Origin of the sequence: Klebsiella sp. Q11, assembly GCF_964241505.1 — a bacterium.
In the GTDB taxonomy this organism is placed as follows: Bacteria; Pseudomonadota; Gammaproteobacteria; order Enterobacterales; family Enterobacteriaceae; genus Klebsiella; species Klebsiella michiganensis.
This window is the reverse complement of record NZ_CAXSXW010000023.1, coordinates 34,134-60,471: the sequence shown is the minus strand read 5'-3', so window position 1 is coordinate 60,471 and position 26,338 is coordinate 34,134. Positions and strand designations below refer to the sequence as shown.

21 protein-coding genes are annotated in these 26,338 nt (G+C 53.7%); 6 read left to right on the top strand and 15 right to left on the bottom strand.

The annotated features are described in order from the left end of the window. The 3 genes from ACESQ2_RS27135 to ACESQ2_RS27125 all read left to right on the top strand — a co-directional run. Positions 1 to 150, top strand: a 150-nt coding sequence (locus tag ACESQ2_RS27135) for a sodium ion-translocating decarboxylase subunit beta (RefSeq protein ID WP_139512890.1), incomplete at its 5' end; no start/stop codon positions are given. A 322-nt stretch (positions 151 to 472) separates the two neighbouring features. Beyond that, on the top strand, positions 473 to 2,101 hold the full coding sequence (locus tag ACESQ2_RS27130; RefSeq protein WP_014227876.1) for a sensor histidine kinase: 1,629 nt from the start codon (positions 473 to 475) through the stop codon (positions 2,099 to 2,101). Then, complete coding sequence (locus ACESQ2_RS27125) at positions 2,094 to 2,792, top strand: response regulator (protein ID WP_004098499.1); 699 nt, start codon at positions 2,094 to 2,096, stop codon at positions 2,790 to 2,792. The genes ACESQ2_RS27130 and ACESQ2_RS27125 overlap by 8 nt, the downstream gene beginning before the upstream one ends. 44 nt (positions 2,793 to 2,836) lie before the next feature. On the opposite strand, the gene ACESQ2_RS27120 is transcribed toward ACESQ2_RS27125, so the two are convergent. After that, positions 2,837 to 3,466: an alanyl-tRNA editing protein gene (locus ACESQ2_RS27120; RefSeq protein WP_163586400.1), complete on the bottom strand. Its 630-nt coding sequence runs from the start codon at positions 3,464 to 3,466 to the stop codon at positions 2,837 to 2,839. A 92-nt stretch (positions 3,467 to 3,558) separates the two neighbouring features. On the opposite strand from ACESQ2_RS27120, the gene ACESQ2_RS27115 reads away from it, so the two are divergent. Next, positions 3,559 to 4,503 (top strand): LysR family transcriptional regulator, encoded by a 945-nt coding sequence (locus tag ACESQ2_RS27115; RefSeq protein ID WP_046878536.1) that lies wholly within the window; start codon positions 3,559 to 3,561, stop codon positions 4,501 to 4,503. A gap of 66 nt (positions 4,504 to 4,569) precedes the next feature. Here ACESQ2_RS27115 and ACESQ2_RS27110 read toward each other — a convergent pair whose 3' ends face one another. The 4 genes from ACESQ2_RS27110 to ACESQ2_RS27095 all read right to left on the bottom strand — a co-directional run bounded on the left by ACESQ2_RS27110 (position 4,570) and on the right by ACESQ2_RS27095 (position 10,893). After that, the gene (locus tag ACESQ2_RS27110; RefSeq protein WP_345911821.1) at positions 4,570 to 6,858 is read right to left on the bottom strand and encodes a hydratase; all 2,289 of its coding nucleotides are present in this window, start codon (positions 6,856 to 6,858) and stop codon (positions 4,570 to 4,572) included. 69 nt (positions 6,859 to 6,927) lie between these two features. Then, a complete protein-coding gene (locus ACESQ2_RS27105; RefSeq protein WP_032747884.1) occupies positions 6,928 to 8,187 on the bottom strand; it encodes an SLC13 family permease in 1,260 nt (419 codons plus the stop codon). Positions 8,188 to 8,295: 108 nt separating this feature from the next. After that, positions 8,296 to 9,729 (bottom strand): anion permease, encoded by a 1,434-nt coding sequence (locus ACESQ2_RS27100; protein WP_064406663.1) that lies wholly within the window; start codon positions 9,727 to 9,729, stop codon positions 8,296 to 8,298. Between the two features lie 108 nt (positions 9,730 to 9,837). Further along, the gene (locus ACESQ2_RS27095; RefSeq protein WP_046878532.1) at positions 9,838 to 10,893 is read right to left on the bottom strand and encodes a 4-oxalomesaconate tautomerase; all 1,056 of its coding nucleotides are present in this window, start codon (positions 10,891 to 10,893) and stop codon (positions 9,838 to 9,840) included. 280 nt (positions 10,894 to 11,173) lie between these two features. On the opposite strand from ACESQ2_RS27095, the gene ACESQ2_RS27090 reads away from it, so the two are divergent. Beyond that, positions 11,174 to 12,112 (top strand): LysR family transcriptional regulator, encoded by a 939-nt coding sequence (locus tag ACESQ2_RS27090; protein WP_004098489.1) that lies wholly within the window; start codon positions 11,174 to 11,176, stop codon positions 12,110 to 12,112. 28 nt (positions 12,113 to 12,140) lie between these two features. Here ACESQ2_RS27090 and rihC read toward each other — a convergent pair whose 3' ends face one another. The 6 genes from rihC to ribF form a co-directional block, all read right to left on the bottom strand. Beyond that, a complete protein-coding gene (rihC, locus tag ACESQ2_RS27085; RefSeq protein ID WP_025108499.1) occupies positions 12,141 to 13,055 on the bottom strand; it encodes a ribonucleoside hydrolase RihC in 915 nt (304 codons plus the stop codon). 65 nt (positions 13,056 to 13,120) lie between these two features. Next, positions 13,121 to 14,071 carry a 4-hydroxy-3-methylbut-2-enyl diphosphate reductase gene (gene ispH, locus ACESQ2_RS27080; protein WP_014227866.1) on the bottom strand — a complete coding sequence of 317 codons (951 nt, stop codon included), beginning with the start codon at positions 14,069 to 14,071 and terminating at the stop codon, positions 13,121 to 13,123. Position 14,072: 1 nt separating this feature from the next. Beyond that, positions 14,073 to 14,522, bottom strand: coding sequence for an FKBP-type peptidyl-prolyl cis-trans isomerase (gene fkpB / locus ACESQ2_RS27075; RefSeq protein ID WP_004098486.1), 450 nt, complete (start codon positions 14,520 to 14,522; stop codon positions 14,073 to 14,075). Between the two features lie 51 nt (positions 14,523 to 14,573). Then, positions 14,574 to 15,074 (bottom strand): signal peptidase II, encoded by a 501-nt coding sequence (lspA, locus tag ACESQ2_RS27070; RefSeq protein WP_004098485.1) that lies wholly within the window; start codon positions 15,072 to 15,074, stop codon positions 14,574 to 14,576. Continuing rightward, positions 15,074 to 17,890, bottom strand: a complete 2,817-nt coding sequence (gene ileS, locus ACESQ2_RS27065; RefSeq protein ID WP_373171565.1) for an isoleucine--tRNA ligase — start codon at positions 17,888 to 17,890, stop codon at positions 15,074 to 15,076. The genes lspA and ileS overlap by 1 nt, the downstream gene beginning before the upstream one ends. Positions 17,891 to 17,934: 44 nt before the next feature. Next, positions 17,935 to 18,873, bottom strand: a complete 939-nt coding sequence (gene ribF / locus ACESQ2_RS27060) for a bifunctional riboflavin kinase/FAD synthetase (protein ID WP_004098483.1) — start codon at positions 18,871 to 18,873, stop codon at positions 17,935 to 17,937. 330 nt (positions 18,874 to 19,203) lie between these two features. Between ribF and rpsT the strand changes: the two genes are divergently transcribed. Then, the gene (rpsT, locus tag ACESQ2_RS27055) at positions 19,204 to 19,467 is read left to right on the top strand and encodes a 30S ribosomal protein S20 (RefSeq protein WP_003018940.1); all 264 of its coding nucleotides are present in this window, start codon (positions 19,204 to 19,206) and stop codon (positions 19,465 to 19,467) included. Between the two features lie 166 nt (positions 19,468 to 19,633). Here the strand turns inward: rpsT and nhaR are convergent, their stop codons facing one another. The 4 genes from nhaR to ACESQ2_RS27035 form a co-directional block, all read right to left on the bottom strand. Then, entirely contained in the window at positions 19,634 to 20,533 is a 900-nt protein-coding gene (gene nhaR, locus ACESQ2_RS27050) for a transcriptional activator NhaR (RefSeq protein ID WP_014227863.1), read from the bottom strand. A gap of 52 nt (positions 20,534 to 20,585) precedes the next feature. Beyond that, positions 20,586 to 21,761: a Na+/H+ antiporter NhaA gene (gene nhaA / locus ACESQ2_RS27045; RefSeq protein WP_025108497.1), complete on the bottom strand. Its 1,176-nt coding sequence runs from the start codon at positions 21,759 to 21,761 to the stop codon at positions 20,586 to 20,588. 467 nt (positions 21,762 to 22,228) lie between these two features. After that, on the bottom strand, positions 22,229 to 22,921 hold the full coding sequence (locus ACESQ2_RS27040) for a winged helix-turn-helix transcriptional regulator (RefSeq protein ID WP_025108496.1): 693 nt from the start codon (positions 22,919 to 22,921) through the stop codon (positions 22,229 to 22,231). A gap of 328 nt (positions 22,922 to 23,249) precedes the next feature. Beyond that, positions 23,250 to 26,309 (bottom strand): chitinase, encoded by a 3,060-nt coding sequence (locus ACESQ2_RS27035; protein WP_224260766.1) that lies wholly within the window; start codon positions 26,307 to 26,309, stop codon positions 23,250 to 23,252. Positions 26,310 to 26,338: the final 29 nt, after the last annotated feature.

The window sequence follows — 26,338 nt, the reverse complement described above, 5'->3', positions numbered from 1 at the left end:
CCGATGGCGGCCAGGGTGTCAAACAAGGTGGGTCTGGAGTCGGACGCGCAGAACTTTCTGCTGATGCACGCGATGGGCCCGAACGTGGCGGGGGTGATTGGCTCGGCGATTGCCGCCGGGGTGATGCTCAAGTACGTGCTGGCGATGTGAATCGTTACCTTTCCCCGGATTGCGCCGTAAACGGCTTATCCGGGCTACTGTATCGCAGACGGCTGTAAACCCGTAGCCCGGGTAAGGCGTCAGCCGCAACCCGGGGATTCTCCCGGAGGCGGCGCTTAACGCGCCTTGTCCGGGCTACCAAACCTCAGACAGCGCAGGTCCGTAGCCCGGGTAAGGCATCAACCGCGAGCCGGCGGTACGTAAAACGTCGTATTCCTACTGGATGAGTTCTGAAATCAGTAAATCTGTGGGCCGATTCAGCGCCGTCGGCCCCTAAAAAAGAGAAAATGACCTTTTGATGTCAATTCGCCCAATGTTTGCCCGAAAAATCACGCACTGGTTTGCCCGACGTTCGTTTCAGAACCGCATCTTCCTGTTGATCCTGTTTACCTCGACAATCGTGATGCTGGCCATGTCATGGTATCTCACCAGCATTACGGAGGAACGCCTGCATTACCAGGTGGGACAGCGCGCGCTGATTCAGGCCATGCAGATCTCCGCCATGCCCGAATTGGTTGACGCGGTAGAAAAGCACGATTTACCGCGCATTAAAGAACTTATCGACCCGATGCGATCGTTTTCCGACGCCACCTATATCACCGTCGGTGACGCGAAAGGCCGGCGCCTGTATCACGTGAATCCAGAGGAAATCGGTAAATCGATGGAAGGCGGAGACAGCGACGAGGCGCTGTATAACGCCAAAAGCTACGTGTCGGTGCGTAAAGGATCGCTCGGTTCGTCATTACGCGGCAAGTCGCCGATCCAGGACAGCACCGGGAAGGTGATCGGTATTGTATCGGTGGGCTACACCATCGAACAGTTAGAAAACTGGCTGAGTCTGCAAATCGGATCGCTGATGATCCCGATGGCGATCATGCTGCTTCTGCTGCTCTACTGCGCCCGGCGCTTCTCGCTGCATATCAAAAAACAGATGCTGAATATGGAGCCACAGCAGCTCTCACAGCTGCTTATCCAGCAGAGCGTCCTGTTTGAATCGGTCTTTGAGGGGCTGATAGCCATTGACTCCCACTACCGAATTACCGCCATCAATCAAACCGCAAGGAGGCTATTAAACCTGAGCCAGCCGGAAACCATTCTGATTGGCAAAAGCATCAGCAGCGTCATCTCTCAGGAGGCATTCTTCTATGACGCGCCGCAGACAAATAAAAAAGACGAAATCGTCACTTTTAATCAGATTAAAGTGATCGCCAGCCGTATGGCCGTCACGCTTAATAACGAGCCCCAGGGCTGGGTCATTAGCTTTCGCAGTAAAGACGATATCAACACTCTGAGCCTGCAGCTCAGCCAGGTCCAGCAGTACGCGGATAACCTGCGCGCCGTACAGCACGAGCATCGCAATCTGATCTCCACCATTGCCGGGCTGCTGTTTTTAAAACGCTACGATAACGCGCTGGATCTTATTCAACAGCAGTCTGAGAGCCACCAGAAAGTGCTCGATTTTATTGCCCGCAATTTTAAAGTGAACCACCTTGCCGGGCTGCTGATCGGCAAATATTACCGTGCCAAAGAGCTCGGATTAGAGCTGGTCTTCGATCCCGCCTGTCACGTTGAAACTCTCCCCTCTTCGCTGTCGCATAATGAATGGATCTCGATCGTCGGCAATTTGCTGGATAACGCCTACAACGCCGCCCTACGTCAGCCGGCAGGTTCAAAGCAGATCGAATGCCTGATCAACAGCGAGGGCGGCGAAGCGATCGTCGAGATCGCCGACCAGGGCTGCGGGATTGAGGAATCGCTGCGCGATCGTATTTTTGAGCGCGGCGTGACCAGCAGCGACAGCGGCGATCACGGCATCGGACTCTGGCTGGTTCGCAGCTACGTTGAGCAGGCGGGCGGCAATATCGTCGTCGATGACAACATCCCTTTTGGCACTATTTTTACCCTTTATATCCCCCTGACCCGAGATGAACACCATGGATAGCATCACCACTCTCATCGTTGAAGACGAACCTATGCTGGCGGAAATTCTGGTGGATACCATCAAGCAATTTCCCCAGTTCGAAGTCATTGGCATTGCGGATAAACTGGAAAGCGCAAAAAAGATGCTTCGCCTCTATCAGCCCCAGCTCACCCTGCTGGATAACTTCTTACCCGATGGCAAAGGACTCGATTTGATCCGCCACGCCGTCAATACTCATTATAAAGGGCGCATCATTTTCATCACCGCCGACAACCATATGGATACCATCAGCGAAGCCCTGCGGATGGGCGTTTTTGATTACCTGATTAAACCCGTTCACTATCAGCGCCTGCAGCATACGCTTGAGCGTTTTGCCCGCTATCGCAGCTCTCTTCGCTCAAGCGAGCAGGCAAGCCAGACCCATGTTGACGCCCTGTTCAATATCCAGGCAAAAGAGCACGCGGAAGCCGCAGGTTCTCCGCTGCGGGGTATTGATGAGAGCACCTTTAATCGGGTATTACAGCTCTTTGCCGACCCGGAAACGGTCCATACCGCAGACACCCTGGCCCGTATTCTCGGCAGTAGTAAAACCACCGCCCGCCGCTACCTTGAGCAGGGCGTTAAAAACGATTTCCTTGAGGCTGAAATCAGCTATGGCAAAGTCGGCAGACCGGAGCGGATTTATCACGGTAAACATCCTGCGCATATTTAAGCACCAGGAGATGCCCTGTTGAGTGTGCATCTCCTTTCACTCGCTTATTCCACCGTGTAGCTGACAATAATTTGCCCTTTTTTCATCTTCACCTGGGAAATGACGACTTTACCCAGTTCGGACAGGCTGGCCACGTGCGTCCCGCCGCAGGGATAGCTCTGCATGTCGCCGAACCCGACCTTGCGCAGGCCATCGGCAAAAGTAAGCTGACGCGGTAAATTGTCTGCCTGCCAGGACTCAACTTTTTCCAGCAGCGCGCTGGCCTCGGGCAGCCCACCATGCGCGCCTGGGGCAAAAATAATACGGCTTTCTCCCGGCCAGTGATGTCCTTTGATCGGCTGCCAGCCCGACAGCTCCCCGGCCTGGGCAAGCGCGTGCCCGGCGGAGTGCAGACGCGCGTGCAGCCGCCGGCTCTCTGGATCGATGCGGATCGTGACCTCGCCGGCCGGCAGCGGCTGTGAAACGATATGCGCCACGCTATCGCCGCGGCTAACCACGCCCTCGACGGCGAGGCCGGCAATCCAGCCACGATCCGCCGGCTGCCCGCCGCCCTGCGGGTGAAACAGCGTGCGATCCAGCTCAATGGCATAGCGGCCATCGGCTTCGCTCAGGCAGTTGACGACTTGCGCAAGGCATTCCTCGGCGTCGCTGGTGTAATAAAGGCGTTCAGTCATGGTTGTCCTCCTCTCTGTCAGGACAGTATATTGATATTGCTGGCGGCGATAATCCCGCCTGACATCAACGCAATTTTGCTCCGGAAGCACAAATGAATCTGAGCCTACTGCCCGACCTCGCCCTGTTCGTACAGATTGTGGAACAGGGCAGCTTCTCCGCCGTCGCACGCCAGGCCGGCGCAACGCCTTCGGCGATCAGCCGCAGCGTCTCGCGCCTGGAGCAGGAGATGGGCTGCAAGCTGCTACACCGCACCACGCGCAAGCTGCGCCTCAGCGATGCCGGGAAAATGGTGTATGAACATGCGCTGGAGATGCTGGAATCGGCGCGTATGGCCATGGACTCCGCCAGCAGTACCCAAGCGGTGGCGCAGGGCAAGCTCACGCTCAGCGTGCCGAAAGCCGTGGGACGGTTTGCCATTCACCCGCTGATGCTGGAATTTTTTAACCGCTACCCGAAGATCGACGTCTGTCTGCGGCTTGAGGATCGGGTTCTCGATTTTATTGATGATGGCATCGATCTGGCGCTGCGTATCACCCCTACCCCCTCGCCGGGGCTGCACGGTAAGCCTTTGATGACCATCAGCCACGTCATCTGCGCGACGCCCGGCTATCTGGAGCACTATGGCACGCCGCAAACGCCGCAGGATCTGCGCGAACATAGCTGTATCAGCCTTGGCGAGACGCCCGCAGATTCGCGCTGGAAGTTCCGCCGCGGGGGGAAAACGGAAACGATTCAGACTCACGGCCGCTACGCCGCCAACCATACGGCCGTGCGCCTTGATGCCGTGAAGCAGAATCTGGGCATCGGCAGCCTGCCGCTGTTTACCGCCCGTGAGGCGCTGGCGCGCGGCGAGATTGTGCAGGTTTTACCGGAGTGGGAGTTTATCAGCCGCTATTCCGGCCAGCTCTGGCTACTGTGGTCGGGCAATAAGCATATGCCCGCCAGAATGCGGGCGATGATTGATTATCTTAGCGAGAAGATGAAGCCGGCATCAGGCAGCCCAGCTTTAGCGCCGCGATCGAAAACCACGGAATAAGCGGCTATGAATAAAAACGGGGATGCGATATCACCCCCGTTGATTCATCCTGATGATCAATATCGTTTACTGATGGTGGGTTGTTAAGCGTAATTTATTATAATTAATCAGGCTTCCCGCCTTAATTATCTCCCGCTCTGCTGAGGTGAGCCCCTCCATGTAAAGAGAGATCTCTTTAATGGGGCGATCGTGGCCGATCACGAAAGCGGTAATCTGATGCAGATCGGTTTCCAGGGCTGACCTGATCCCCGGGATATAGATGAAGTCGCCGACCTCAAACTCCGGCAGCGCCTTCATCTGCAATGGCAGCATTCCCCAGTTAATCACGTTCGAACGATAGCGCTTTGTGGCATACTGCTGGGCAATATTTGCCAGGCCACCAAGGACTCTCTGGCAGCTGGCGGCTTGCTCTCGTGCGGAACCATCGCCGGGTTTAACCGCATAAACCATGCTGCCAATCTCCGTCTGCTCAAGCGTGACATTTTCCTGCCCCGGCAGTTGGCGGATCCGGGAAAAAACCGCCTCTAGCTGCGGATCCAGGCGACAAGGATCGTCCCCTTCGATCCGTAATTTTTCCAGCGCCGCAATCTTCTTACTACGGCCGACATAGCCCGGATCGCGCCGCGAAAGGGTAAACTCAGCCAGCCCTAACGGATTGGAACGAAATGATGAGGTTTCACCTGATGGAATCAGTTCATCGGTGGTGGTCACCGGATCCATGATTTTTGAGGTCACGTTTAACAAAATATTGTCCGTTAGCTCACTCATCTCCGGCCAGTCTTTTATATTGGGGCCGTAGATCAGCGATTGCCGGGACGCTCCTTTAATAAACCCTTGATAAACCCGGCTCCGATAAGGTGAAGCATCAAATTCATACTGCGGAATATCTTCCCAGCAATCGAGCGCGGAAGCCGATGTCAGCACGCCCCCATTGGCAGCCGTCGCCGCTATGGAGCGGGCATCCATCAGCGCAACGGCAGACATTTGCCCATTTCCAGGTTTGGACCCTTCCCGGTTGGGAAAATTACGCGTCGTGTGGCGAATGCTCAGTCCATTATGCATGGGCGTGTCGCCTGCGCCGAAGCAGGGGCCGCAAAATGCGGTACGCATAATCGCGCCAGCGCTTAATAAATCGGTCGTTATCCCTTTTTTGGTCAGATCCATCAGCACCGGCTGGGAAGAAGGGTATATCGCGAGAGAGAAAGCGCTATCGCCGCAGGCGTGATTTTTCAAGGCATGAGCCGCTTCGACCACGTTAACATAATTTCCGCCAGCGCAGCCGGCGATGATCCCCTGCTGAACCCGCAGCTTCCCATGTTCGACTTTATCCAGCAGAGAGAGCCTGGCGCGTCCCTGGGAAATGTTATCCGCCGCAATCTCAATCTCGTGCAAAATATCCTGCAAATTCTCATTAAGCGTATCAATTTCATATACGTTGGCAGGGTGAAAAGGCAAGGCGATCATCGGCTTGATGGTGCTTAAATTCACTTCTATGCAGCCATCATAGTAGGCCATCTCTTTTGCTGAGAGCGGACAATAGTCTTGTTCCCTGCCGTGAATACGCAGGTAGTTTTTTGTCTCTTCATCCGTTTGCCAGATGGACGATAAACAGGTGGTCTCCGTGGTCATCACATCTACGCTATTCCTGAAGTCGGTAGACATTGTCGCCACGCCCGGCCCCACAAACTCCATAACTTTATTTTTCACATAACCGCGCTCGAACACCGCGCCAATTATCGCCAGGGCAATATCCTGAGGACCAACGCCGGGCGAGGGTTTTCCTGTCAAATACACGGCGACAATCTCAGGATAATCAATATCCCAGGTCTCTCCGAGCAGTTGCTTAACCAACTCGCCGCCCCCCTCACCAACCGCCATGGTCCCTAAAGCGCCATAGCGCGTATGGCTGTCTGAGCCCAGGATCATTTTCCCACCGCCGGCCATCATCTCGCGCATATATTGATGAATAACTGAGATATGGGGCGGGACATAAATGCCGCCATATTTTTGCGCTGAGGACAAACCAAATATATGATCGTCGCTGTTGATAGTGCCGCCGACAGCGCAAAGCGAATTATGGCAATTCGTCAGAACATAGGGTAATGGAAAACGTTCCATTCCCGAGGCCTTGGCAGTCTGGATGATGCCCACAAAAGTAATATCGTGGGAGGCCATTGAATCAAATTTTATTTTTAACTTATGCTCATTCCCTGACGTATTATGGGCGGAGAGGATCGACCACGAGATTGTTCCCTTGCGCGCCTCCTCCTTCTCTACCGCGACTGACCCCTTATCAGCAGCAATAATACCGTGCTGATGTGATATATAGACTCCGTGGTCATACAATTTAATCATCACATATATCCTTAGATGTTGAAAAAACACGCCTGACATTAGCCATTCGGTAAAAATGGCTGACCGCGATTAATAAAATGGGAAGAAAACAGGCAGCAAAATAAAGCTGACAATGACCGATATCAAAATAAGCGGTAATCCAACCTTAACGTAATCGACAAATTTGTAGCCACCCGCGGAAAAAATCATCATATTGGCCGGGGTGCCCACCGGCGTTGCGTAAGCACATGAACAGCCGATAACAATCGCCATTAACACCGCCCGGGGATCGGCGCCCATAGAGTGAGCAATAGACAGGCCAATCGGCATTAATAAAGCGGCAGTTGCCGTATTCGACATGAAATTGGTTAACGCGCAGGAGATTATCAATACGGCGCTCAGAAGTAAGAAAGGCGACGCCTGCTGGCCTAATAACGCGATAATTGAGCGCGCCATAATGGCGCCAGCGCCGGTGGTTTCCAGCGCTTTTGCTAATGCCAGAGTGCCGCCGAAGAGGAAAATCGTCTGCGAGTCGATAGCCTGGTAAGCCTGTTTTTCCGTAATGACCCGGGTCACAATCAACGACAATGCGCCAATTGAACCGACGATCGCAATCGGCAAACCCAGCTGTTTTTCGAAAATCATGCCCAGTACGGTCAGGATTAATACCGATAGCGCAATCACCTGCTTATATTTCGGGCATGCCTGCGCTTTAATATTATTAACACTTTGCGGCTGGGCCGCATTCGTTTTTGGCAATATGCGATAGCCGATTGTCACAAAATAGAGTATGCCGCAGGCCAGCATCGGAATGCCTAACTTAGCATATTCAAAAAACCCGAAGCGTTGACCAACCTGCTCCAGCGCCGACTGCGCGATCAGATTGCCGGGTGAGCCGATCAGCGATAAATTTCCCCCCAGCGCCGAGGCAAAAGCCAGCGGCATAAGCAAGCGCGACCGGGCATATCCTGATTTCATCGCTGCGCCAATCACCACAGGAATGAGGACCGCCGCCGTGCCGGTATTGGATAGCAGCCCGGAAAGCGTTCCGCAGACCAGCATAATGACAACTATCAGCTGCTTTTCTGTCCTGGCGTAGCGTGTAACCATACTACCAATTTTATCCGTCACCCCGGTTTCGAATAAGGCGCCGCCAACCACAAACATAGCCACAAACAAAATCACATTTTGATTAATAAAACCGGCAAAAGCCGTTTTGACATCAAAAACCCCGGTCACCACCAGAGTAATACAAACAATCATGGCCGTTACCGCTAAAGGTATTTTTTCCCAAACAAACATGACAATAGAAAAAACCAATAGCGACAACGTAATCGTAACTGGAGACATAAATATATCGCACCTCACCTTGCTAAAAGGCTATGTTTTCTTAATAAGAGGACTTCCCCCCGGGCATCAGAGGATGCCCGGGCAAACCTTCATCTCCTTAAAGATTATTTAAATTACCCCCCAGGCGATTAACATCTCCCACCACCATACCCCGAGGGTAATTTGCAGAATAAAAGTCAGCAATGCTAATATCCCACCAATAATCCACCATGATTTGATATCATTATAGCCAACGCCAAAAATAACTGGCCCTGCCGCACCGCCGTAGTGGGTTACCATGCCCCCATAAGAGTTGCTGAATAATAGCGCGAGCGCGGTGAGCATTATCGGTGCACCAGAAACATTCGCCAGCATGGCAAAGACCGGTACCATCGCGACAATATAAGCACTCCCTGACGCGAAGAAATAACGAACCAATATGCTCAGTGCGACAATCACAATAAAAGCGATATTGCCGTGGCCATCAAAGGAAATATTATTTTTAAGCGCCTCTGCAAGCCATACGAAAAATCCAACCTTAGAGAGCAATGAGCTTAAACCAATAATGCCCCCGTACCAGATGAGCGTATTCCATCCTCCTTTATTCTTAATCACGTCATCCCAGGTGACGATTTTCAATACCAGCATCAGCGCCATTACGCAGATTGCAACGGTAGACTCATTGACCCCCAGGGCGCTGCTGAATACCCAACCGCCGAGCGCAAGAACAAAGAGGCAAGACAGCATCTTCTCCCGCACCGTCATCGGCCCCAAAGCGTCTATGCCTGTCTGAGCGATCTTTTTATTATCAACCCGCTTTAATTCTGGCGGATACAGCTTGTAGGTAATCAGCGGCGTCAGCAGCAACATAATGATGCCAGGTAGTCCTGCGGCCAGCGCCCATCCTCCCCAGCTCAATTTTATGTGGCAAATATCTTCGATCATTTTCAGCGCAAGGATATTCCCGGCCATGGCGGTGAAGAACATGTAGCTGGTCGTTTTAGTGACCATATAGATGTTCAGCATGAGGTAGTGGCCCACGCGCTTCGCGCTCCGCTCCGGCTCTGACCCTAAGGCGACGGCGACGCTATTGATTATGGGTAAGACGATGCCGCCGGCGCGGGCCGTATTCGACGGCGTGGCGGGCGCCAGAATCAGGTCAAGAAAAGCGGTAACATAGCCAAGGCCCAACGTCGTGCTGCCAATCTTGCCGATAAGAATATAAGCTATTCTTTTACCCAATCCGGTAATCACAAATGCCGCGCTCAGGGTAAATGCAGAAAAGACTAACCAGGTGGTACCTGATGAGTATCCGCTTAATACGCTGGCGGCTTTTATCGAACCGTCACCCAAATTTCCCACAATCACCATTGATGCCGCAACGGCGATCAGCAATACCACGGGTTCAGAAAACGGTTTAATCACTAAACCCACAATCGCTGCCAGATAGATACCGGATAATACCCAGGCAAGTGTTGATAATCCTTCTGGCGCCGGGCATAAACTGATGAGTAACGGTATTGCTATAATAACAAGCAGCTTCCATAATTTATTATTTTGCATTTCCATTCCTTACCTGCAATCAATATTTGAGGATGCTTGCTGAACGTATTCACATGCCTCCCCTCTCCTCTTCTACGGTGGATTGATAGATAATCGGAGGGTGGATATTTATTCGGGGATGTAAACCGTTCCTGAAAGGATTTTGCGCGCGGTGCGTATAACCGATGCCCGAATATCCTCCGGGCGCTCAGCAGTATGACTTAAATCGACGTCGATCCCCCCGCTGGGGTGTTCGACTGTAATAACGCCATCGCCCGATAGCTTCGTCAGTTCATTCGCAATAGTGCCTGGAATAACACATGCGCTTGCCAGACCGATAGCGCCGGTAATCGCCAGCGATTTATGACAGTTATGCGGCATAAAATAACGTACATTTAGCGTTCCGCCGCTTAGCGCCGGAGAAATCAGAACCGGTTTAGGGATAACCATATTGCTCACATCCCCAAACCCCATCGCCTTCCCGGCCTGACGGCGAATAGATTCCAGCGATTTGAGTAAGGCTGTATCCCGATCTAATTCGCTGGCAGATTCATATCCGGTTTTTCCCAGACTCTGGGCCGGGATCACCACCATAGGCATCGCCATATCAATACAGGTCACTCGCACATTATCAAAAACTTCCATACGATTGCCCGTTGGGAAAAGCTGGCCGGATTTTGCGCCCGCGGCATTCAAAAAAGTCAGCGCAACCGGCGCGGCATGGCCTGGAACGCCATCAATTTGCGTATCGCCTTCATAAATAACCTTTCCATCTGGTGTTTGAACGTCAGCGTCAACAAAGGTATTGGTGTTCACATTTCTTATACGCACTCGCGTAACCGGCGACACCGCCTTAACCAACCCATGTTCAATGGCAAAGCCGCCAACCGCGCACAGCATATTGCCGCAGTTTGGCGTCGTATCCACCCGCCGTTCATTGACGATGACCTGAACAAACAGATAATCGATATCCGCTTTGTCGCTAAGGGATTGGCTAATAATGGCCACTTTACTGGTTTGCGGGCTCCCTCCGCCAATACCGTCAATCTCCAGCTCGTGACCGGATCCCATTATGGTTAACAAGCACTCATCACGTTTCTGAATATCCTTGGGTAAATCATCTGCTAATAGAAAGGCACCTTTTGATGTCCCTCCACGCATTAATACACAGGGAATGCTCTTCATAGCATGTTCCTTATCCGCCAGAAATAAATAGAAGAATTGAATAAAACGCTGCGTGAATTTAATTGGTTTTATGTTCTTTAAGGTTTTTATTTACTTAATTAACGGCCAGATAAATCACGTCAGGTATTTTACCAATGCATTCTACTTGCAAGAATTTCGCTGGTTGATAAAATTTTGCCATAAGAGTTATTCCTGCTAAGTATTAATAAAAAAGCATGCCTGCTTAATAATGACTTGTCGTCTACTTAGAACAACGCTTATTAAACCCTACGGAGCAATAATGAAAAATGAACTATCCGGTATGAAAGCCTTTGTCACGGTGGCAGAGCTTGGCTCATTTAGCAAAGCCGCCGAGCAGCTCAGCCTCTCGCAGCCGGCACTCACCAAAAAGATAAAAAAAATAGAGAGTCATCTGAATATTGCGCTGTTCGAACGAACCACGCGAAAACTTGCGCTTACCCAGGCCGGAAAAATACTGCTCCCCAAGGCCAAAGCGTTGATTTCCAGTCTTGATGCGGCAATATTTAACCTCAACGATTCAACGTCTCAATTACATGATACCGTTACGCTATCTTGCATTCCGACCGCCGTATTTTACTTTTTACCGCGCGCTATCGTGCAATTTAATAAAAACTACCCCAACATCAAAGTACGAATTTATGAACAAGGTATAGAAACGTGCATGAACTCGGTACGAAAAGGCGAAGTTGATTTTGGAATAAACATGAACTTCATCACATATCCAGACATCGATTTTATCCCCCTGGTGAATGAACCTTTTGTTCTGGCCTGTCGGCAAGACCACCCTCTGGCGTGTCGAAAATTAGTCGAATGGCGGGAACTGGTGAGCCAGACCTTAATCGGCGTCAGGAAATCAAGCGGCAACCGACAGTTAATAGAGAAATGCCTGGCGGATAAGCCCTGGCGACTGGATTGGTTTTATGAAGTCAGGCATTTGTCGACCTCGCTCGGCCTTGTCGAAGCCGGACTGGGCGTCTCGGCGCTTCCCTGTCTGGCTATGCCCCATAGCGGCAATAGCACCGTCGTGAGCGTTCCGCTCGTGGAGCCGGTTATCCGGCGGACGCTTGGTATGATCCGCGTAAAGAACAGACCTCTCTCTGCGGCGGCAGAACGATTAGCTTCGCTCTTACTGCTTATGTGGACGGATGAAGCGGGCGCGCTATGGCGCAACGTCGTTGATTCCACTCACAATACCTGAGCGCCACGCCGGCCGCTTCGTCCCCCGGTTAAGGCGCCAGGGCAATCACCTCGGCCGCCCAGCGCTGAAATCCTTCGACGTCCAGCCCCAGCGCCACCCGTGCATTTGCCGGCTGGCCCAGCCTGCCCTCGATATCAACCACCGTGGTGCCTGAGGTCCATGTGCCCTGGGTTTCTACCGCCACAAAGCACGGTTCAAGGGTAAAGAGCTGCGGGCGAACCAACCACGCAATCGCGCACAGGTCGTGCATACGCAGCCCGCTGCTCATGCTGCCGCTACGGTAGTGGCTAAACAGCGCGTGCAGCATTTTCCCGGTCTGATTCAACGTTGGCAGAGTGGCGAGGTAATCCGGCGCCAGCATCGCCTGATTGGTGACGTCCAGCCCGCACATGACGATATCCAGCCCGCTGTTGAACACTTTAGCCGCCGCTTCCGGGTCGATGGCGATGTTAAATTCCGCATTCGGCGTAAAGTTGCCGCGCCCGGCGGAGCCGCCCATGATAACCAGGCGACGGATGTTAAAGCGGCATTCCGGGTACTGGGTCAGCAGAAGCGCAATGTTGGTTAACGGGCCGATCGCCACCAGCGTCATCGGCTCCGGGGCGTGCATCAGCGCGTCGCGGATCGCCTGAAATGCCGGTTTCGCCAGCGGCTGGCGGTGATGTTCAACGAAATCGTAGCCTTCCATACCGGACTCGCCGTGCACCGAGGCGGCGTCGCGCAGAGGCCGAACCAGCGGCATCGACGCGCCCTGGGCCAGGGGAACATCGGCGTTCCAGAAATGCAGAAGCTGAAGGGCGTTGCGGGTCGTTTTCTCCACCGACACGTTGCCCGCCACCGTGGTCATCAGCTGCAGATCAAGCTCGGGGGCGAACAGCGCGGCGGCAATCGCCGCGGCGTCATCAATGCCGGGATCGGTATCCAGAATGATAGGTAAGCGCATCGTTTCTCCATAAAAAATGCCAGACGTTAAGTCTGGCATCTTCTCATACTGCGGCGGAAAAGAACTTACTCTACTTCACGGACATCTACGCGCAGCTCTTTCGGCACCTCGAAAACGATGTTCTCTTCGCGGCCTTCCAGCGGCACCGCTTCGCCGCCGCCCAGCTCCTGCAAACGCGAAATCACATTCTGTACCAGGATATCCGGCGCCGATGCGCCCGCGGTCACGCCGACGCAATCCGCTTCTTTGACCCAGGCTTCCTGGATATCGGTCGCGTCGTCAATCAGATAGGCCGCTTTCCCCATCCGCTGCGCCAGCTCGGCCAGGCGGTTAGAGTTCGAGGAGTTCTTCGACCCCACCACCAGCACCACGTCGGCCTGCCCGGCCAGCGCGCGGACGGCTTCCTGGCGGTTAGTCGTGGCGTAGCAGATATCATCTTTACGCGGCCCGACGATTTTCGGGAAACGCTCGCGCAGAGCGTCAATCACGTCGGAGGTATCGTCGACGGAGAGCGTCGTCTGGGTCATAAACGACAGCTTAGCGTCGTTTTTCACGTCCAGCGTCCAGACATCGTCCGGCGATTCCACCAGGTACATCCCCCCCTGCGGGTTGCTGTACTGCCCCATGGTGCCTTCAACTTCCGGGTGACCGGCGTGGCCAATCAGAATGGACTCTTCGCCGCGGCGGCTGGCGCGGGCGACTTCCATATGCACTTTAGTCACCAGCGGGCAGGTGGCGTCAAAAACCGTCAAATCGCGGCTTTTCGCCTCGTTGCGAACGGCCTGAGAGACGCCGTGGGCGGAGAAAATCAGGATGGCGCCGTCCGGCACTTCGCTAATCTGCTCGATAAAAATAGCGCCGCGTTGACGCAGGCTGTCGACAACATAGCGGTTGTGCACGACTTCATGACGCACGTAGATCGGCGCGCCGTATAGCGTCAGCGCGTTTTCAACAATGCTGATAGCGCGGTCAACGCCTGCGCAGAAGCCGCGCGGGTTAGCCAACAGAATCTGCATTTTACCCCTCCAGCGCCGGATCGATCTCCAGCACTTCAACATCAAAATGAACGGTACGCCCGGCCAGCGGATGATTGAAATCAACGGTGATCGAATCGCCGTTCACTTCGCGGATCACGCCGGGCATTTCGCTGCCATCCATTGCGGTAAAGAGCATTATCGCGCCGACTTCCGGCTCGCCCGCGTCGATAAACTCCCGGCGCGAGAAATATTGAATCAGGTCCGGGCTCGGTACGCCAAACGCGGCGTCCGGCTCCAGCGAAAAGGTGGTTTTATCCCCTTCTTTCAGCCCCAGCAGATGCTGTTCCAGACCTTCAGAAAGCGAGGTATCGCCCAGGCGAAAGAGCGCGGGTTTACCGTTATTGCGGGTTGACTCTGCGGTGGAGCCATCGTCGAGCTTTAAGGTGAAGTGCACCAGCACCGCACTGTTGCTCTGTACTGATTTAGACATGCAGGTTGCTCACTTGTTTTGCCCGGCGGCAGCGCCGCCGGGCGAGTTTTGTTACGCCTGTTTCTTCGCAGCCGCGTTCGGTAAGAAGCCTTCCAGCACAATCAGCGCCGCGCCGATACAGATAGCGGTATCGGCGAGGTTGAAGGTGGCGAAGTGCCAGTTCCCGACGTAGAAATCGATCATATCGACGACAAAACCATGCCACAGCCTGTCGAATAAATTCCCCAGCGCGCCGCCAATAATCAGGGCGTAGGCAATATTATTCAGCTTTTGCGTCGCCTTAGAACGATACATCAGCACCGCAAGGATCACGCAGATACCGATAGCGATACCGGCGAAGAACCAGCGCTGCCAGCCGCCGCTGTCGGCGAGGAAGCTAAAAGCCGCGCCATAGTTGCGCGCATAGTGCAGATTAAGCGATGGGAACAGCGACACCGTATCCCCCAGAGCGAAGTTCTGGAGGATCAGGAATTTACTGCCTAAATCGATAATCAGCACGGCTACGACGACCCACAGCCAGCGTAGCCCCGTTGAACAAATCGGTTTACTCATCAGGCAAACTTACGTTTTTCGCCGTCACCGGCGATGTTGCTGACACAGCGTCCGCAGATATCCGCGTGTTCCGCCACCTTGCCGATATCCGTGGTGTAATGCCAGCAGCGCGGGCACTTGTCACCTTCGGCTTTACTCAGCACGACTTTCAGGCCTTTGAGCAGTTCACTCTGCCAGGCGTCGGCCGGAGCCTGCGCATAATCGGCAACGTTCGCCCCTGAGGTCAACAGGACAAATCGCAATTCATCGCCCAGCGCGTTCAGCTTCGCCGCGAGATCGGCATCGGCGTACAGCGTCACCGCCGCTTCCAGAGAGCCGCCCACCTGCTTGTCCGTACGAGCCTGTTCGATAACCTTGTTGACTTCGCCACGCACCTTCAGCAGCGCGTCCCAGAAGCCGTCGTTCATCGCTTCGTCAGCGTCCAGGCCAAACAGGCCGGTATACCATTCGCCGGTAAAGACGTATTTCTCGCGGTCGCCCGGCAGGTAACCCCAGATTTCGTCAGCGGTGAAGGACATGATCGGCGCCATCCAGCGCACCAGCGCCTCGGCAATATGGTACAGCGCGGTCTGGCAGCTACGACGCGCGATGCTGTCAGCCTTGGTAGTGTACTGGCGATCTTTAATGATATCGAGCCAGAACGAGCCCATTTCGATGGAGCAGAAGCGCATCAGGCGCTGCACCACTTCGTGGAAGTCATAGGATTCGTAGGCTTTGACGATATCGTCCTGCGCCGCTTGCGCGCAGCCTACTGCCCAGCGGTCCAGCACGACCATCTCTTCCGGTTTCACCATATCTTTTGCCGGATCGAAACCGTTGAGGTTCGCCAGCAGGAAGCGCGCAGTGTTACGGATACGACGATAGCTGTCAGCGGCGCGTTTGAGGATCTCGTCAGAGACCGCCATTTCGCCGGTGTAATCGGTGGATGCCACCCACAGGCGCAGAATATCCGCGCCCAGCTTGTTCATCACGTCCTGCGGAGAAACGGTGTTGCCGATAGACTTGGACATCTTGCGGCCCTGGCCATCAACGGTAAAGCCGTGGGTCAGTACCTGGCGGTAAGGCGCTTTGCCCTTCATCGCGGTAGAGATCATCAGGGATGACATAAACCAGCCGCGGTGCTGGTCGGAGCCTTCCAGATACATATCGGCGGCGTGACCGGCGAATTCAGGACGCACGTCAACGACGGAAGAGTGGGTCGAGCCGGAGTCAAACCAGACGTCCAGCGTATCCGGCACCTTCTCGTAGCTATCCGCGTCGGCGCCGAGGATGTCGCGGGAATTGAGATCCCACCACGCCTGGATGCCGTCGACTTCTACGCGTTTCGCCACTTCTTCCATCAGTTCCAGCGTGCGCGGGTGCAGCTCCTGCGTCTCTTTATGCACGAACAGCGACATCGGTACGCCCCAGGTGCGCTGACGGGAGATACACCAGTCAGGACGGTTGGCGACCATCGATTCGATACGCGCCTGGCCCCAGTCAGGGATCCACTGCACGCCTTTGATTTCGGAAAGCGACTGTTTGCGCAGACCTTTTTGATCCATGCTCACGAACCACTGCGGCGTGGCGCGGAAGATGATCGGCGTTTTGTGACGCCAGCAGCACGGGTAGCTGTGCTGCATTTTTTCAACGTGCAGCAGCGCGCCTTTTTCTGACAGCAGCGCAACGACAACATCGTTGGCTTTAAAGACGTTTACGCCGTCCAGCGTTGGATAGGTTCCCGGCAGATAGGCGCCGTCCGGGCCAACCGGGTTCGCCACTTCCAGGCCATATTTTTGACCGATAACATAGTCATCCGGACCGTGACCTGGCGCGGTATGCACCGCACCGGTACCCGCGTCCAGCGTGACGTGATCGCCCAGGATCGCCGGGACGTCAAAATCGAGGAACGGATGCTTAAAGCGCATCAGTTCCAGCTCGGCGCCGTTCACCACCGCCAGGATGGTGTAATCAGCAATGCCGGCGCGCTTCATCACGCTGTCGACCAGGTCTTTTGCCAGAATCAGAGCCTGACCGTCAACCTGCACCAGCGCATAGTCAAACTCCGGGGAGAGCGAGATGGCGCGGTTCGCCGGCAGGGTCCACGGGGTGGTGGTCCAGATAACCAGAGAAACCGGGCCGTTGACGTCGGCCACGCCAAATTTCGCCAGCACCGCCGCTTTATCGGCCGCGTGGAACGCCACGTCGATGGACGGAGAGGTTTTGTCGTAATACTCGACTTCCGCTTCCGCCAGCGCGGAACGGCAGTCTACGCACCAGTGCACCGGCTTAGCGCCTTTGTGCAGATGGCCGTTGCCGATGATTTTACCCAGCGCGCGGATGATGTTGGCTTCGGTTTTGAAGTCCATGGTCAGGTACGGGTGCGACCAGTCGCCCAGCACGCCCAGACGGATAAAGTCTTTACGCTGTCCGTCAACCTGGGTGGCGGCGTATTCGCGGCACTTAGCGCGGAACTCGGCGGCGGTGAATTTCTCACCCGGCTTACCGTACTCTTGCTCCACTTTCAGCTCGATCGGCAGACCGTGGCAGTCCCAGCCCGGTACGTACGGAGAGTCATAGCCCGCCAGCCCTTTGGACTTAACGATAATGTCTTTCAGAATCTTGTTAACCGAGTGACCAATATGAATGCTGCCATTCGCATAAGGAGGGCCATCATGCAGAATGAAGGTTTTTTTGCCTTTTTTGGCTGCACGAATGATGCCGTACAGGTCATCATCGGTCCAACGCGCCAGCATTCCCGGTTCACGCTTGGCGAGGTCGCCGCGCATCGGGAACCCTGTTTCCGGCAAATTCAGGGTCGATTTATAGTCACTCATCAGATTCTCGGTTCCGTATTTCGGTTTGATAAACACCGTCAGGGTTATGCCTGGCCGGTTAGCCCAAAGAAGTCGCGGGCCGTTAACTCATCACGTGCGATTTGCGTTTTCAGCTCATCAAGCGACGCAAATCGCTGCTCATTACGTATTTTTTTACGCAGTATTACATCTATATGGCGACCGTAGAGGTCCATTACAACATCCAGGAGATGAACTTCCAGCTGCTGACGCACGCCGGAGACCGTTGGACGAGTACCAATGTTGGCGACGCCCATAAAAGGTTTGTCGCCAAGCCCTGTCACTTCTACCGCATAGACCCCTTTTACCGGGGAAACCTGACGGCGCAGCGGTAAATTCGCCGTCGGGAAGCCTATTGTGCGCCCGAGCTCATCGCCGTGCACGACGCGACCGGAGATGGTAAACGGATGCCCCAGCAGCGTCTCCGCGAGGGGCAGATCGTCGTCCGCCAGCGCCTGGCGCACCGCCGTGCTGCTGATGCGCACGCCGCCTTCACAGAAGGTTTGAGTGCTGGTGACGTCAAAGCCGAACTCCACGCCGGCTTTTTGCAGTAACAAGAAATCCCCCTGGCGACCGGCGCCAAAGCGGAAATCATCGCCAACGGCGAGGAACTGGACGCCCAGCTGGCGCACCAGCAGTTCGCTGATAAAGTCCTGGGCGGTCAATGCCGCAAAGCGCCGATCGAAGCGCACGCACAGTACGTAATCGACGCCGCTTTCGGCCAGATAATTCAGCTTCTCACGCAGGCGCGTTAAACGCGCGGGCGCTTTATCGGCGGCAAAAAGCTCAAGCGGCTGTGGTTCAAAAATCATCACCACCACCGGTAAGCCACGCTGGCGACCTTCTGCGCGCAAACGCTGCAATAATGCCTGGTGCCCGCGATGCACGCCGTCAAAATTTCCAATGGTCAGCACGCACCCGTGCGGGGCCTGACTGAGATTATGTATGCCGCGTATCAGCTTCATGTCTGGCTCAAAACAGTGAAAATCGTCCGAGTATACCTTGTACAACTGGCGACGTTAACCAGCGATTGCACCTCTTCACCGAAAGATCCCGGGAATTCATTCACTCAGCGCGAGATTGCGGGAAAATCTCTCCGGGGTCGTCGATTTTTATGGTCGAAAGGCTGTATTCGCCTGCAACAAGCTGGTAGAATCTTGCGCCATCACTACGTAATAAAGCGTTGTTGGTTTAAACGACGCTTATTTGCACAAATCCATTGACAAAAGAAGGCTAAACGGGCATTCTCCTCGGCCTTTGAATTGTCCATATAGAACACATTTGGGAGTTGGACCTTGGCTAATATCAAATCAGCTAAGAAGCGCGCCGTTCAGTCTGAAAAGGCCCGCAAGCACAACGCTAGCCGTCGCTCTATGATGCGTACTTTCATCAAGAAAGTATACGCAGCTATTGAAGCTGGCGACAAAGCTACTGCACTGAAAGCATTTAACGAAATGCAACCAATCGTGGACCGTCAGGCTGCTAAAGGTCTGATCCACAAAAACAAAGCTGCGCGTCATAAAGCAAACCTGACCGCTCAGATCAACAAACTGGCTTAATCGCCTGCTTGTTGTCGCTTTGTAAAAAAACCCGCGAAAGCGGGTTTTTTTATGCCTGTCGTTTATCACGTAATACGTCACGACTCGCGTTCTGGTTATCGCAGCCAGCTCATGCTTCCGCATGAACTGGTGGGGTATTTTCCGCGCGGCAAGAAACCGTTCTGGCCTATGCCTGAGGCGGCGTAAAGAGCGCCGAATAGTCGCGATGACAAATACGCTGCACCGCCGGATGCTGGATCATTCGTTCGGCAAAGATGGCGTGATACTCCTCCATGACGTTGTCCATGCGTCCGATCTCGACTATCGACTCATCGCTATAGAAATCATGCGCATAGAGCGTCGGTGCGACAAATATCGCATTGTGCGCCGCGCCGAAGGCCTTCATCAACGCCGCATCATCAAACTCGCCCAGAATTTCCACCTGCAAACCCTGCGAGTTAAACCAGTTCAGCAGCTTGCGCCCTAACATGGAACGGCGACCGGGGATCAGCAGTCGACGTTCTTCCAGACAGCCGGGGAACGGTTTTTCCGGCGGCGGATTCATGCACCAGAAGCTCACGCTGCACTCGCCGATTTTCACCGAAAACAGCCCTTCCTGCTGGGTGGAATCGATGGGGCAGTCGGAGATAATCATATCGAGTTTATGCTGGCTTAGCTGCTCCAGCAGCATTTCGTGGGTCGACTCGAAGCAGCGTAAATGGATCTGTTCATTCTCGACGACCGCGGCATCCAGTACGCCGCTCACCAACCTTTTCGACAGCGCGTCCGCAACGCCAACATCAAACAGCAGATTCGACTCTTTACGGTAGTTAACGATGTCGAGCATCTCCTGGCTCAGCGTAAACATGCGATCCGCATAGCGGAACACCAGTTCACCTAATTCGCTAGGCTCCAGCCCCCTTCCTTTGCGCTTGAACAATTTCCCCTGCAGACGTTCTTCCAGCGCCTTTATTTGCCCGGTAATGGTTTGCGGCGTCAGGAACAGCGCTTCCGCCGCGCCAACAACGGAGCCCTCTTTGTAGACATGCCAGAAGTAATACAGGTGGTTGTAGTTGATATGCGACATGCTTCTCTCCCTGATAATGTCCAGGAGAGCCGTAGCGGCTCTCCGTGAGATGTTAAGCCGCGTAGCCCGAATCCGTTACGCGCTTACGCAATATTATGTACCCCGTGACGGCCGATAATATCGATCCAATCAGGATGCCAAGCTTGGCCCAGTTGATCAATCCGGGGTCGACGCTACCGAAGGCCAGGGTGGCAATAAAGATCGACATTGTGAAGCCAATCCCACACAGGATGCCGACCGCCATAATTTGCTTACAGGTGGTTCCTTCGGGTAACGAAGCCCATTTCAGCTTAAGTGCCAGCCAGCAGAAGACGCTAATACCCAACGGCTTACCGATAAACAGCCCGGCAATAATACCCAACGGCAGCAGTGAGGTCAGCCCTTCGACCGTGACGCCCTGCAAAGAAACGCCCGCGTTAGCGAAGGCGAACAGGGGCAGGATCAGGAATGCCACCCACGGATGCAGCACGTGCTCAAGCTGCTTCGCCGGCGATTTGCCGTTCTGCTCTTTTAGCGGGATCATAAAGCCGACAATGACCCCGGCCAGCGTTGCGTGAACCCCCGACTTAAGAACCGCGGTCCAGAGTATGGCGCCCACCAGAATATAGATCCCAGTACGCCGTACGCCGCACAGATTTAACCCCGCCAGCACAGCAATGGCTCCGGCAGCGACAACCAATGAGACGACGGAAAGATCGTGCGTATAGAACAGCGCAATAATAATAATGGCGCCCAGATCGTCGATAATGGCTAGCGCCATCAGGAAAATCTTCAGCGCGGCGGGCACCCGATTTCCCAGCAGCGCCAGTACGCCCAGCGCGAAGGCAATATCGGTGGCGGCCGGAATTGCCCACCCTTCTCTGGCAATCGAATCCTGGCCGTTAAACGCCAGGTAGACCAGCGCCGGCACCACCATGCCGCCCAACGCCGCGACCACCGGAAACACCGCCTGGCGACGGCTGGCCAATGCCCCCTGATTCATTTCACGCTTCACTTCCAGACCGATAAGCAGGAAAAATACCGCCATCAGCGCGTCGTTAATCCACAACAGCATGTTCTTGTTGATCTCTAACGCACCTACGCGCAGCTGGACGGGCGTTTCCAGAAAAGAGCGATACAGGCCGCTGGTCATGCCGGTATTGGCTAATAACATGGCCATGATGGCGGCCAGGATTAAGATAATGCCCCCGGAAGCATCGCTCTGAAAAAAACGCTGCAGATGTTTCACTTTTACCTCACCTTATCCGCAAACAACTCGATAAAAGTATAATACATATGCGGAAACCTCGAAAAAATCAGTTTTAAATTGCCATTAGACTCGATTTTTACGAATTAACCCTCATTAAGAGATTGGCCGTCCGATCGTCAGTGGGGGCGCTGCGTTGTCCGGACAGGAAGTCAGAGGTACGCCAGATCCATCCTCAACGGACCATAAGGAAAGAATCCGTATCGCCATCTTCAAGGTTATGCGTATTAGCTTAGCGTGAATGGGATGAAGCATGAGCGATTGCCGCGATCGTCGACGCTTTTTATGTCCCCATAAGATATTTAAAAATTATACCAATGGGAAATCTCTCTTTACGTCATTAGCATGATTGACAGGATAATCAATATATGAATATCTCGACAATTGCTGTACCAAGAAAGTTTAAAAGGTGACTACTAATCTAATAAACACCTTTGCCCTGAAAAGTATTAAAAAGCCGTGGGTAATTTTTTCATATCGATTAAACGGCCGCCATCAATAGTTATATAGCCGCCTTTTTTCAGTTCAGAGAGAAGCTTCATGGTACGGCTACGGGATATTCCTGTTCGGCGTTGAATGAAGTTAAGCACATTAATACTTTGTCGATATTCGCTGGCATAAGCCCAAAGCTCGATTAATAACGATCTCACCTTCAGATAAGAGTCCACGCCAACCAGTTCACGATCGCGTACGCTCATGACCATCAGACGATAGGCAAGTATTCGTGCGACATCGTGCCACAGATCGCACTCATCAACAGTCTTGATAAAGTCGGGCAGAGACACTGCGCGCCCGCTGCACTTCGTTTCTGCTATCAGAAAGTGTTCTGGCCGGGTCGGAACATTGTAGGTCACCCCATAGCTATCGACTAATCCGATAATGGCGGGAGCAAAAGAGGAATTAACATGAAGTCCGCTGCCACAGCGGCAAAACGAAAATATACCGGACTCCAGCAGCACAATTTTATTTTCCCCGTCTGAATTCAGTAAAAACTCATCTCCGGGAGCCAAATTAAAAGGTTTACCGAAGGGCCATAGCGAGGCGAAGAGTGCATCAAGCGCTGCATGCGGTTTAGCCTGTTGGGAAAAAAGATAGGAATGCAGGGTATTCCCATTATCATTTTCAGCAACGTCTAATTTCATTTTTCATTATTACCATAATCATAGATTACCCCAAGATATACTTAACGGAGGTTATCTTCAATTCATTATAAACATCCTCCCGGAAGTATATTTTTAGCCGCAAGCACGAAAACGCAATACTTAGCACAAAGCGCAAATTCTTAATGTAAACTTCAACAACCACAAATAAATCGCAAAACAAAAAATTAACATAACAATAAAATAACTGCTGAAACTATCTCTCACGAAATAAAAATACACTAAAAAATAGTGATTCAGAAATTAAATATTCTGAATCACTATGAACAGCGATGCATTTTTCAGGCGCTATGGCGGGGTAAATGTGACATTAACTGAAATAGGCCGGTGCGGTATAATACTCAACCATTTTATCTGCAAGCCAACCGCCATCTTCACCATTAGAGTGAATGGTGGTTATGCTTACCGTCGAGCCGCCGCCCCACAGTACTGAGAAAACATGGTAGCCGGGTAGATTCAATGCCTGCATTTGCCCCCAGTCGTAACCCTTATCCTGGCGTAAAAAGTCACCGACGGTCGCCGCGCCGTAAGTTGCGCTATTCACCGTCGTATTGAGCAGATCTGACGCGATGGTATCGAGATCGCAGCCAATACGCGCATCGCCCATGAAGAAGCTTCCGCCCGATGCGTAATGCGCGGCGGCAATTTTACTGTTGCCTTCATCCACGGTTGGCATATGGCCGCCCGGAATTTGCCACAGCATTGCCGGTTTACGCAGAGCTTTAGCCGCGTGTTTTACCATCCCCAGATAATTAAACCAGCAGGTCGCGTTCCAGGCATAGTGCGCTAATGCATCAGGGCTAAAGCAATCGCGCTCAAATTTATCAAAGGCGATAAAGTCTGGCGCATACTCACCGCTATAGACACCCAGCTCATTGATAAAGTTGGCGATAGCGGTCCCCTGCGCGGCCGGATCGGCGTTCGGCCTGAGTACCCAATCTGCCGTTCCTGTCGCCCATACGTTTGTCTGCCAGCCGAATGCCACATCCGGCGCGAACTGCCGCACAAGGTAGTTGATCGCCTGGACATAACCGTAGAGATCGTTAGAGAAAGTCGGCAACACCGGCGCGCTGAATCCCGGAAGCGCAGGCAAAGCGTTAATCGCGGCCGCCAGTTGGACATTAACCTGCATGCTATTCGCTTGACGCACCGCAGCGTAGCCATACGGCTCCTGCTGCATCGCGCCAAGAAAATCGGGGTTCAGCACAAAGGTGGCGGGAACCGGATGCTCGTCATCCTTCCAGGATTGCGCCGCGAGACACTGGGTGATGAAGTTGCCAAAATGGTTACGCAACCGCTGAGCGTCCTGGAGATCGGCGAGCGCGCTGCCGCCGCTGGCATTGGCGGTATACACCACCATGACCGGCATTACGCAACGGCCCGCCTCTTTTTCAATCTCACGTACCAGAGGAACGGTTTTGTGAATCGGGAGCGAATCATAATCAAGAAAGCCGTCGCCGTTTTTATCCACTTCCGCAGCCGGGACGGGGTCACCGCCGCCATCAAAACCATCGTATTTAAACAGGGCGCTGAAGGGGACGTCGCGGTATAGCGATACGGTGTCCGCCGCATTCACCGTCACGCCACCGTGGGCGAGATAGTTTGGCCAGCCTTTAACCTGCAAGGGAACGCCCTGAACAAACTCCAGGGTGATATGGTTGACGCTTTGCAACAGCCGCAGCGGCGCGTCCGGTTCACAGCGCCACGGCGTCCCGGAGAGATAAACCTCTGGCGCCTCAACGCTGTACTGGCCAGGAGCCATAGGCATCGCCAGCGTTTGCAGATGGGGAGTGCTCTCCAGCATCAGAGTATATTGATATTGCCCATAGCAGAACCGATAGCGCTGGGGCGAAACGCCCTCAGGCAAGCCCAGTATAGTGGCCTGAACCTCAACAAAACCATGGCTATCAACCTCCGTCTGCCGGAAACCGACGAGCACCTCTTTCGCCACCCCTTGTTCAGGGGTAAAAATAGTCGGCTGGGCGGGAGTCGTCACCATCTGGTTATTGATAACCGCAGGTTGCAAACCCATCTGATAGCGGTGCCCCGCGGTAAGCCGGGTCACCAGCTGCATTTGATTGACGGGCATTGTCAGGGTTCTTTCGCAGACACCAGATTCCGTCCACAGCTCAACCACCATTTCCGCGCCGATGAACTCAGGGCCATCGACAGTCAGGCGTACCGAAGCCAACGGTACTGGCGGTTGATACGCAACCCGGCAGGTCTGGGCGTCATGGCCGGAAACAAGCTTAAGCGGATACGTCGATTCAACGGGCGCGATCCGCATATCATCATTGCACAGCTCCAGCACGGTGATAGCGTAATCGCCGGCGCTAAGATCGCCGATGACTAAAGCCTGCCCCCACTCGCCGGCAAAGCGTTGTGATGTTGCGTCTGGATAGCGCAGATCGATGGTCGGCTTGAGGATTGTGCTTTCCGCCAACGGTGGAAACTGAATTTCAATCGTCCCCTGACGGCCAGGATCGTGCGCCAGGGTTGCGGTTAAGCCGCTCATCGTGACCGGAGTTTGGGTCGCGGAAAGAAAGAACTGCAGCTCGGCGCTGGCCCCGGCCGTCAGCCAGAACTCGCCATCATGATGAATGGTAATCGTATTTTTCTCGATGGGCCAACCGCCGTCGCTGCCCAGCGTCACGGGCTTATTGCCGAGCAAAGAACCGCTGAACGGGCTGTAAGGATCGGGATGCCCGCTGGCGGTAAACTCCAGCTTAAGTTGATTAAGATCGATAGAGTGGGAATAGAGATTGGTCAGCGTCAGGGTGACGCGCTGATACCAGCTGGTCGTACTCAGCTGGCTTGCCGCAATAACTATCCCTTCCTCTTCCTTAACCGCATCATCGCCCTGCTCTTGAGGTTCCGGAGCAACCTCATCCGTTTCCTCATCAGCAGGGATATTGTCTTCAGGTTCGGGCTTCAGGCTATCAGTATCATCATCGGCGGGAACTTCAGGTTCTGGCTCAACCTCATCTGCAGCGTCATCCGTTGTCTCGTCTTGTGCCGAAGAGGCCAGCGTTAATGTGAAGGTCGAGAGTTTTACCGGAACCTGAGTGGCGGCAAAACTGAAGAATAACGTACCGCTTTCGCCCGGCTGCAGTAACAGCTGCCGGCTGTTATTAATAATGATTTCATTGACGTCAACGGTCCCCTGTGATTTACCGCTTAACGTAAGAGGCATGTCCCCTTTGAGTGTACCGCCAAAATTTCCCCACGGATCCTGATGGCCGGACCCGGTAAAGCTAATGACCGCATGATTCATATCCACGGCACGGTTATTTTCATTGGTGATGGTTAACGTGATTTTTTGATACCAGCTATTCACATCGATCTGGCTGTTTTTAATCGAGACCGTCATTGACAACACTCCTCGTTCCCTGGTGGAAA

Excerpts from the sequence above, each read along its gene's own strand:
- ACESQ2_RS27130 (WP_014227876.1), top strand. The coding sequence starts at position 473 with ATGTTTGCCCGAAAAATCACGCACTGGTTTGCCCGACGTTCGTTTCAG.
- ACESQ2_RS27125 (WP_004098499.1), top strand. The coding sequence starts at position 2,094 with ATGGATAGCATCACCACTCTCATCGTTGAAGACGAACCTATGCTGGCG.
- ACESQ2_RS27120 (WP_163586400.1), bottom strand. The coding sequence starts at position 3,466 with ATGACTGAACGCCTTTATTACACCAGCGACGCCGAGGAATGCCTTGCG.
- ACESQ2_RS27115 (WP_046878536.1), top strand. The coding sequence starts at position 3,559 with ATGAATCTGAGCCTACTGCCCGACCTCGCCCTGTTCGTACAGATTGTG.
- ACESQ2_RS27110 (WP_345911821.1), bottom strand. The coding sequence starts at position 6,858 with ATGATTAAATTGTATGACCACGGAGTCTATATATCACATCAGCACGGT.
- ACESQ2_RS27105 (WP_032747884.1), bottom strand. The coding sequence starts at position 8,187 with ATGTCTCCAGTTACGATTACGTTGTCGCTATTGGTTTTTTCTATTGTC.
- ACESQ2_RS27100 (WP_064406663.1), bottom strand. The coding sequence starts at position 9,729 with ATGCAAAATAATAAATTATGGAAGCTGCTTGTTATTATAGCAATACCG.
- ACESQ2_RS27095 (WP_046878532.1), bottom strand. The coding sequence starts at position 10,893 with ATGAAGAGCATTCCCTGTGTATTAATGCGTGGAGGGACATCAAAAGGT.
- ACESQ2_RS27090 (WP_004098489.1), top strand. The coding sequence starts at position 11,174 with ATGAAAAATGAACTATCCGGTATGAAAGCCTTTGTCACGGTGGCAGAG.
- rihC (WP_025108499.1), bottom strand. The coding sequence starts at position 13,055 with ATGCGCTTACCTATCATTCTGGATACCGATCCCGGCATTGATGACGCC.
- ispH (WP_014227866.1), bottom strand. The coding sequence starts at position 14,071 with ATGCAGATTCTGTTGGCTAACCCGCGCGGCTTCTGCGCAGGCGTTGAC.
- fkpB (WP_004098486.1), bottom strand. The coding sequence starts at position 14,522 with ATGTCTAAATCAGTACAGAGCAACAGTGCGGTGCTGGTGCACTTCACC.
- lspA (WP_004098485.1), bottom strand. The coding sequence starts at position 15,074 with ATGAGTAAACCGATTTGTTCAACGGGGCTACGCTGGCTGTGGGTCGTC.
- ileS (WP_373171565.1), bottom strand. The coding sequence starts at position 17,890 with ATGAGTGACTATAAATCGACCCTGAATTTGCCGGAAACAGGGTTCCCG.
- ribF (WP_004098483.1), bottom strand. The coding sequence starts at position 18,873 with ATGAAGCTGATACGCGGCATACATAATCTCAGTCAGGCCCCGCACGGG.
- nhaR (WP_014227863.1), bottom strand. The coding sequence starts at position 20,533 with ATGTCGCATATCAACTACAACCACCTGTATTACTTCTGGCATGTCTAC.
- ACESQ2_RS27040 (WP_025108496.1), bottom strand. The coding sequence starts at position 22,921 with ATGAAATTAGACGTTGCTGAAAATGATAATGGGAATACCCTGCATTCC.
- ACESQ2_RS27035 (WP_224260766.1), bottom strand. The coding sequence starts at position 26,309 with ATGACGGTCTCGATTAAAAACAGCCAGATCGATGTGAATAGCTGGTAT.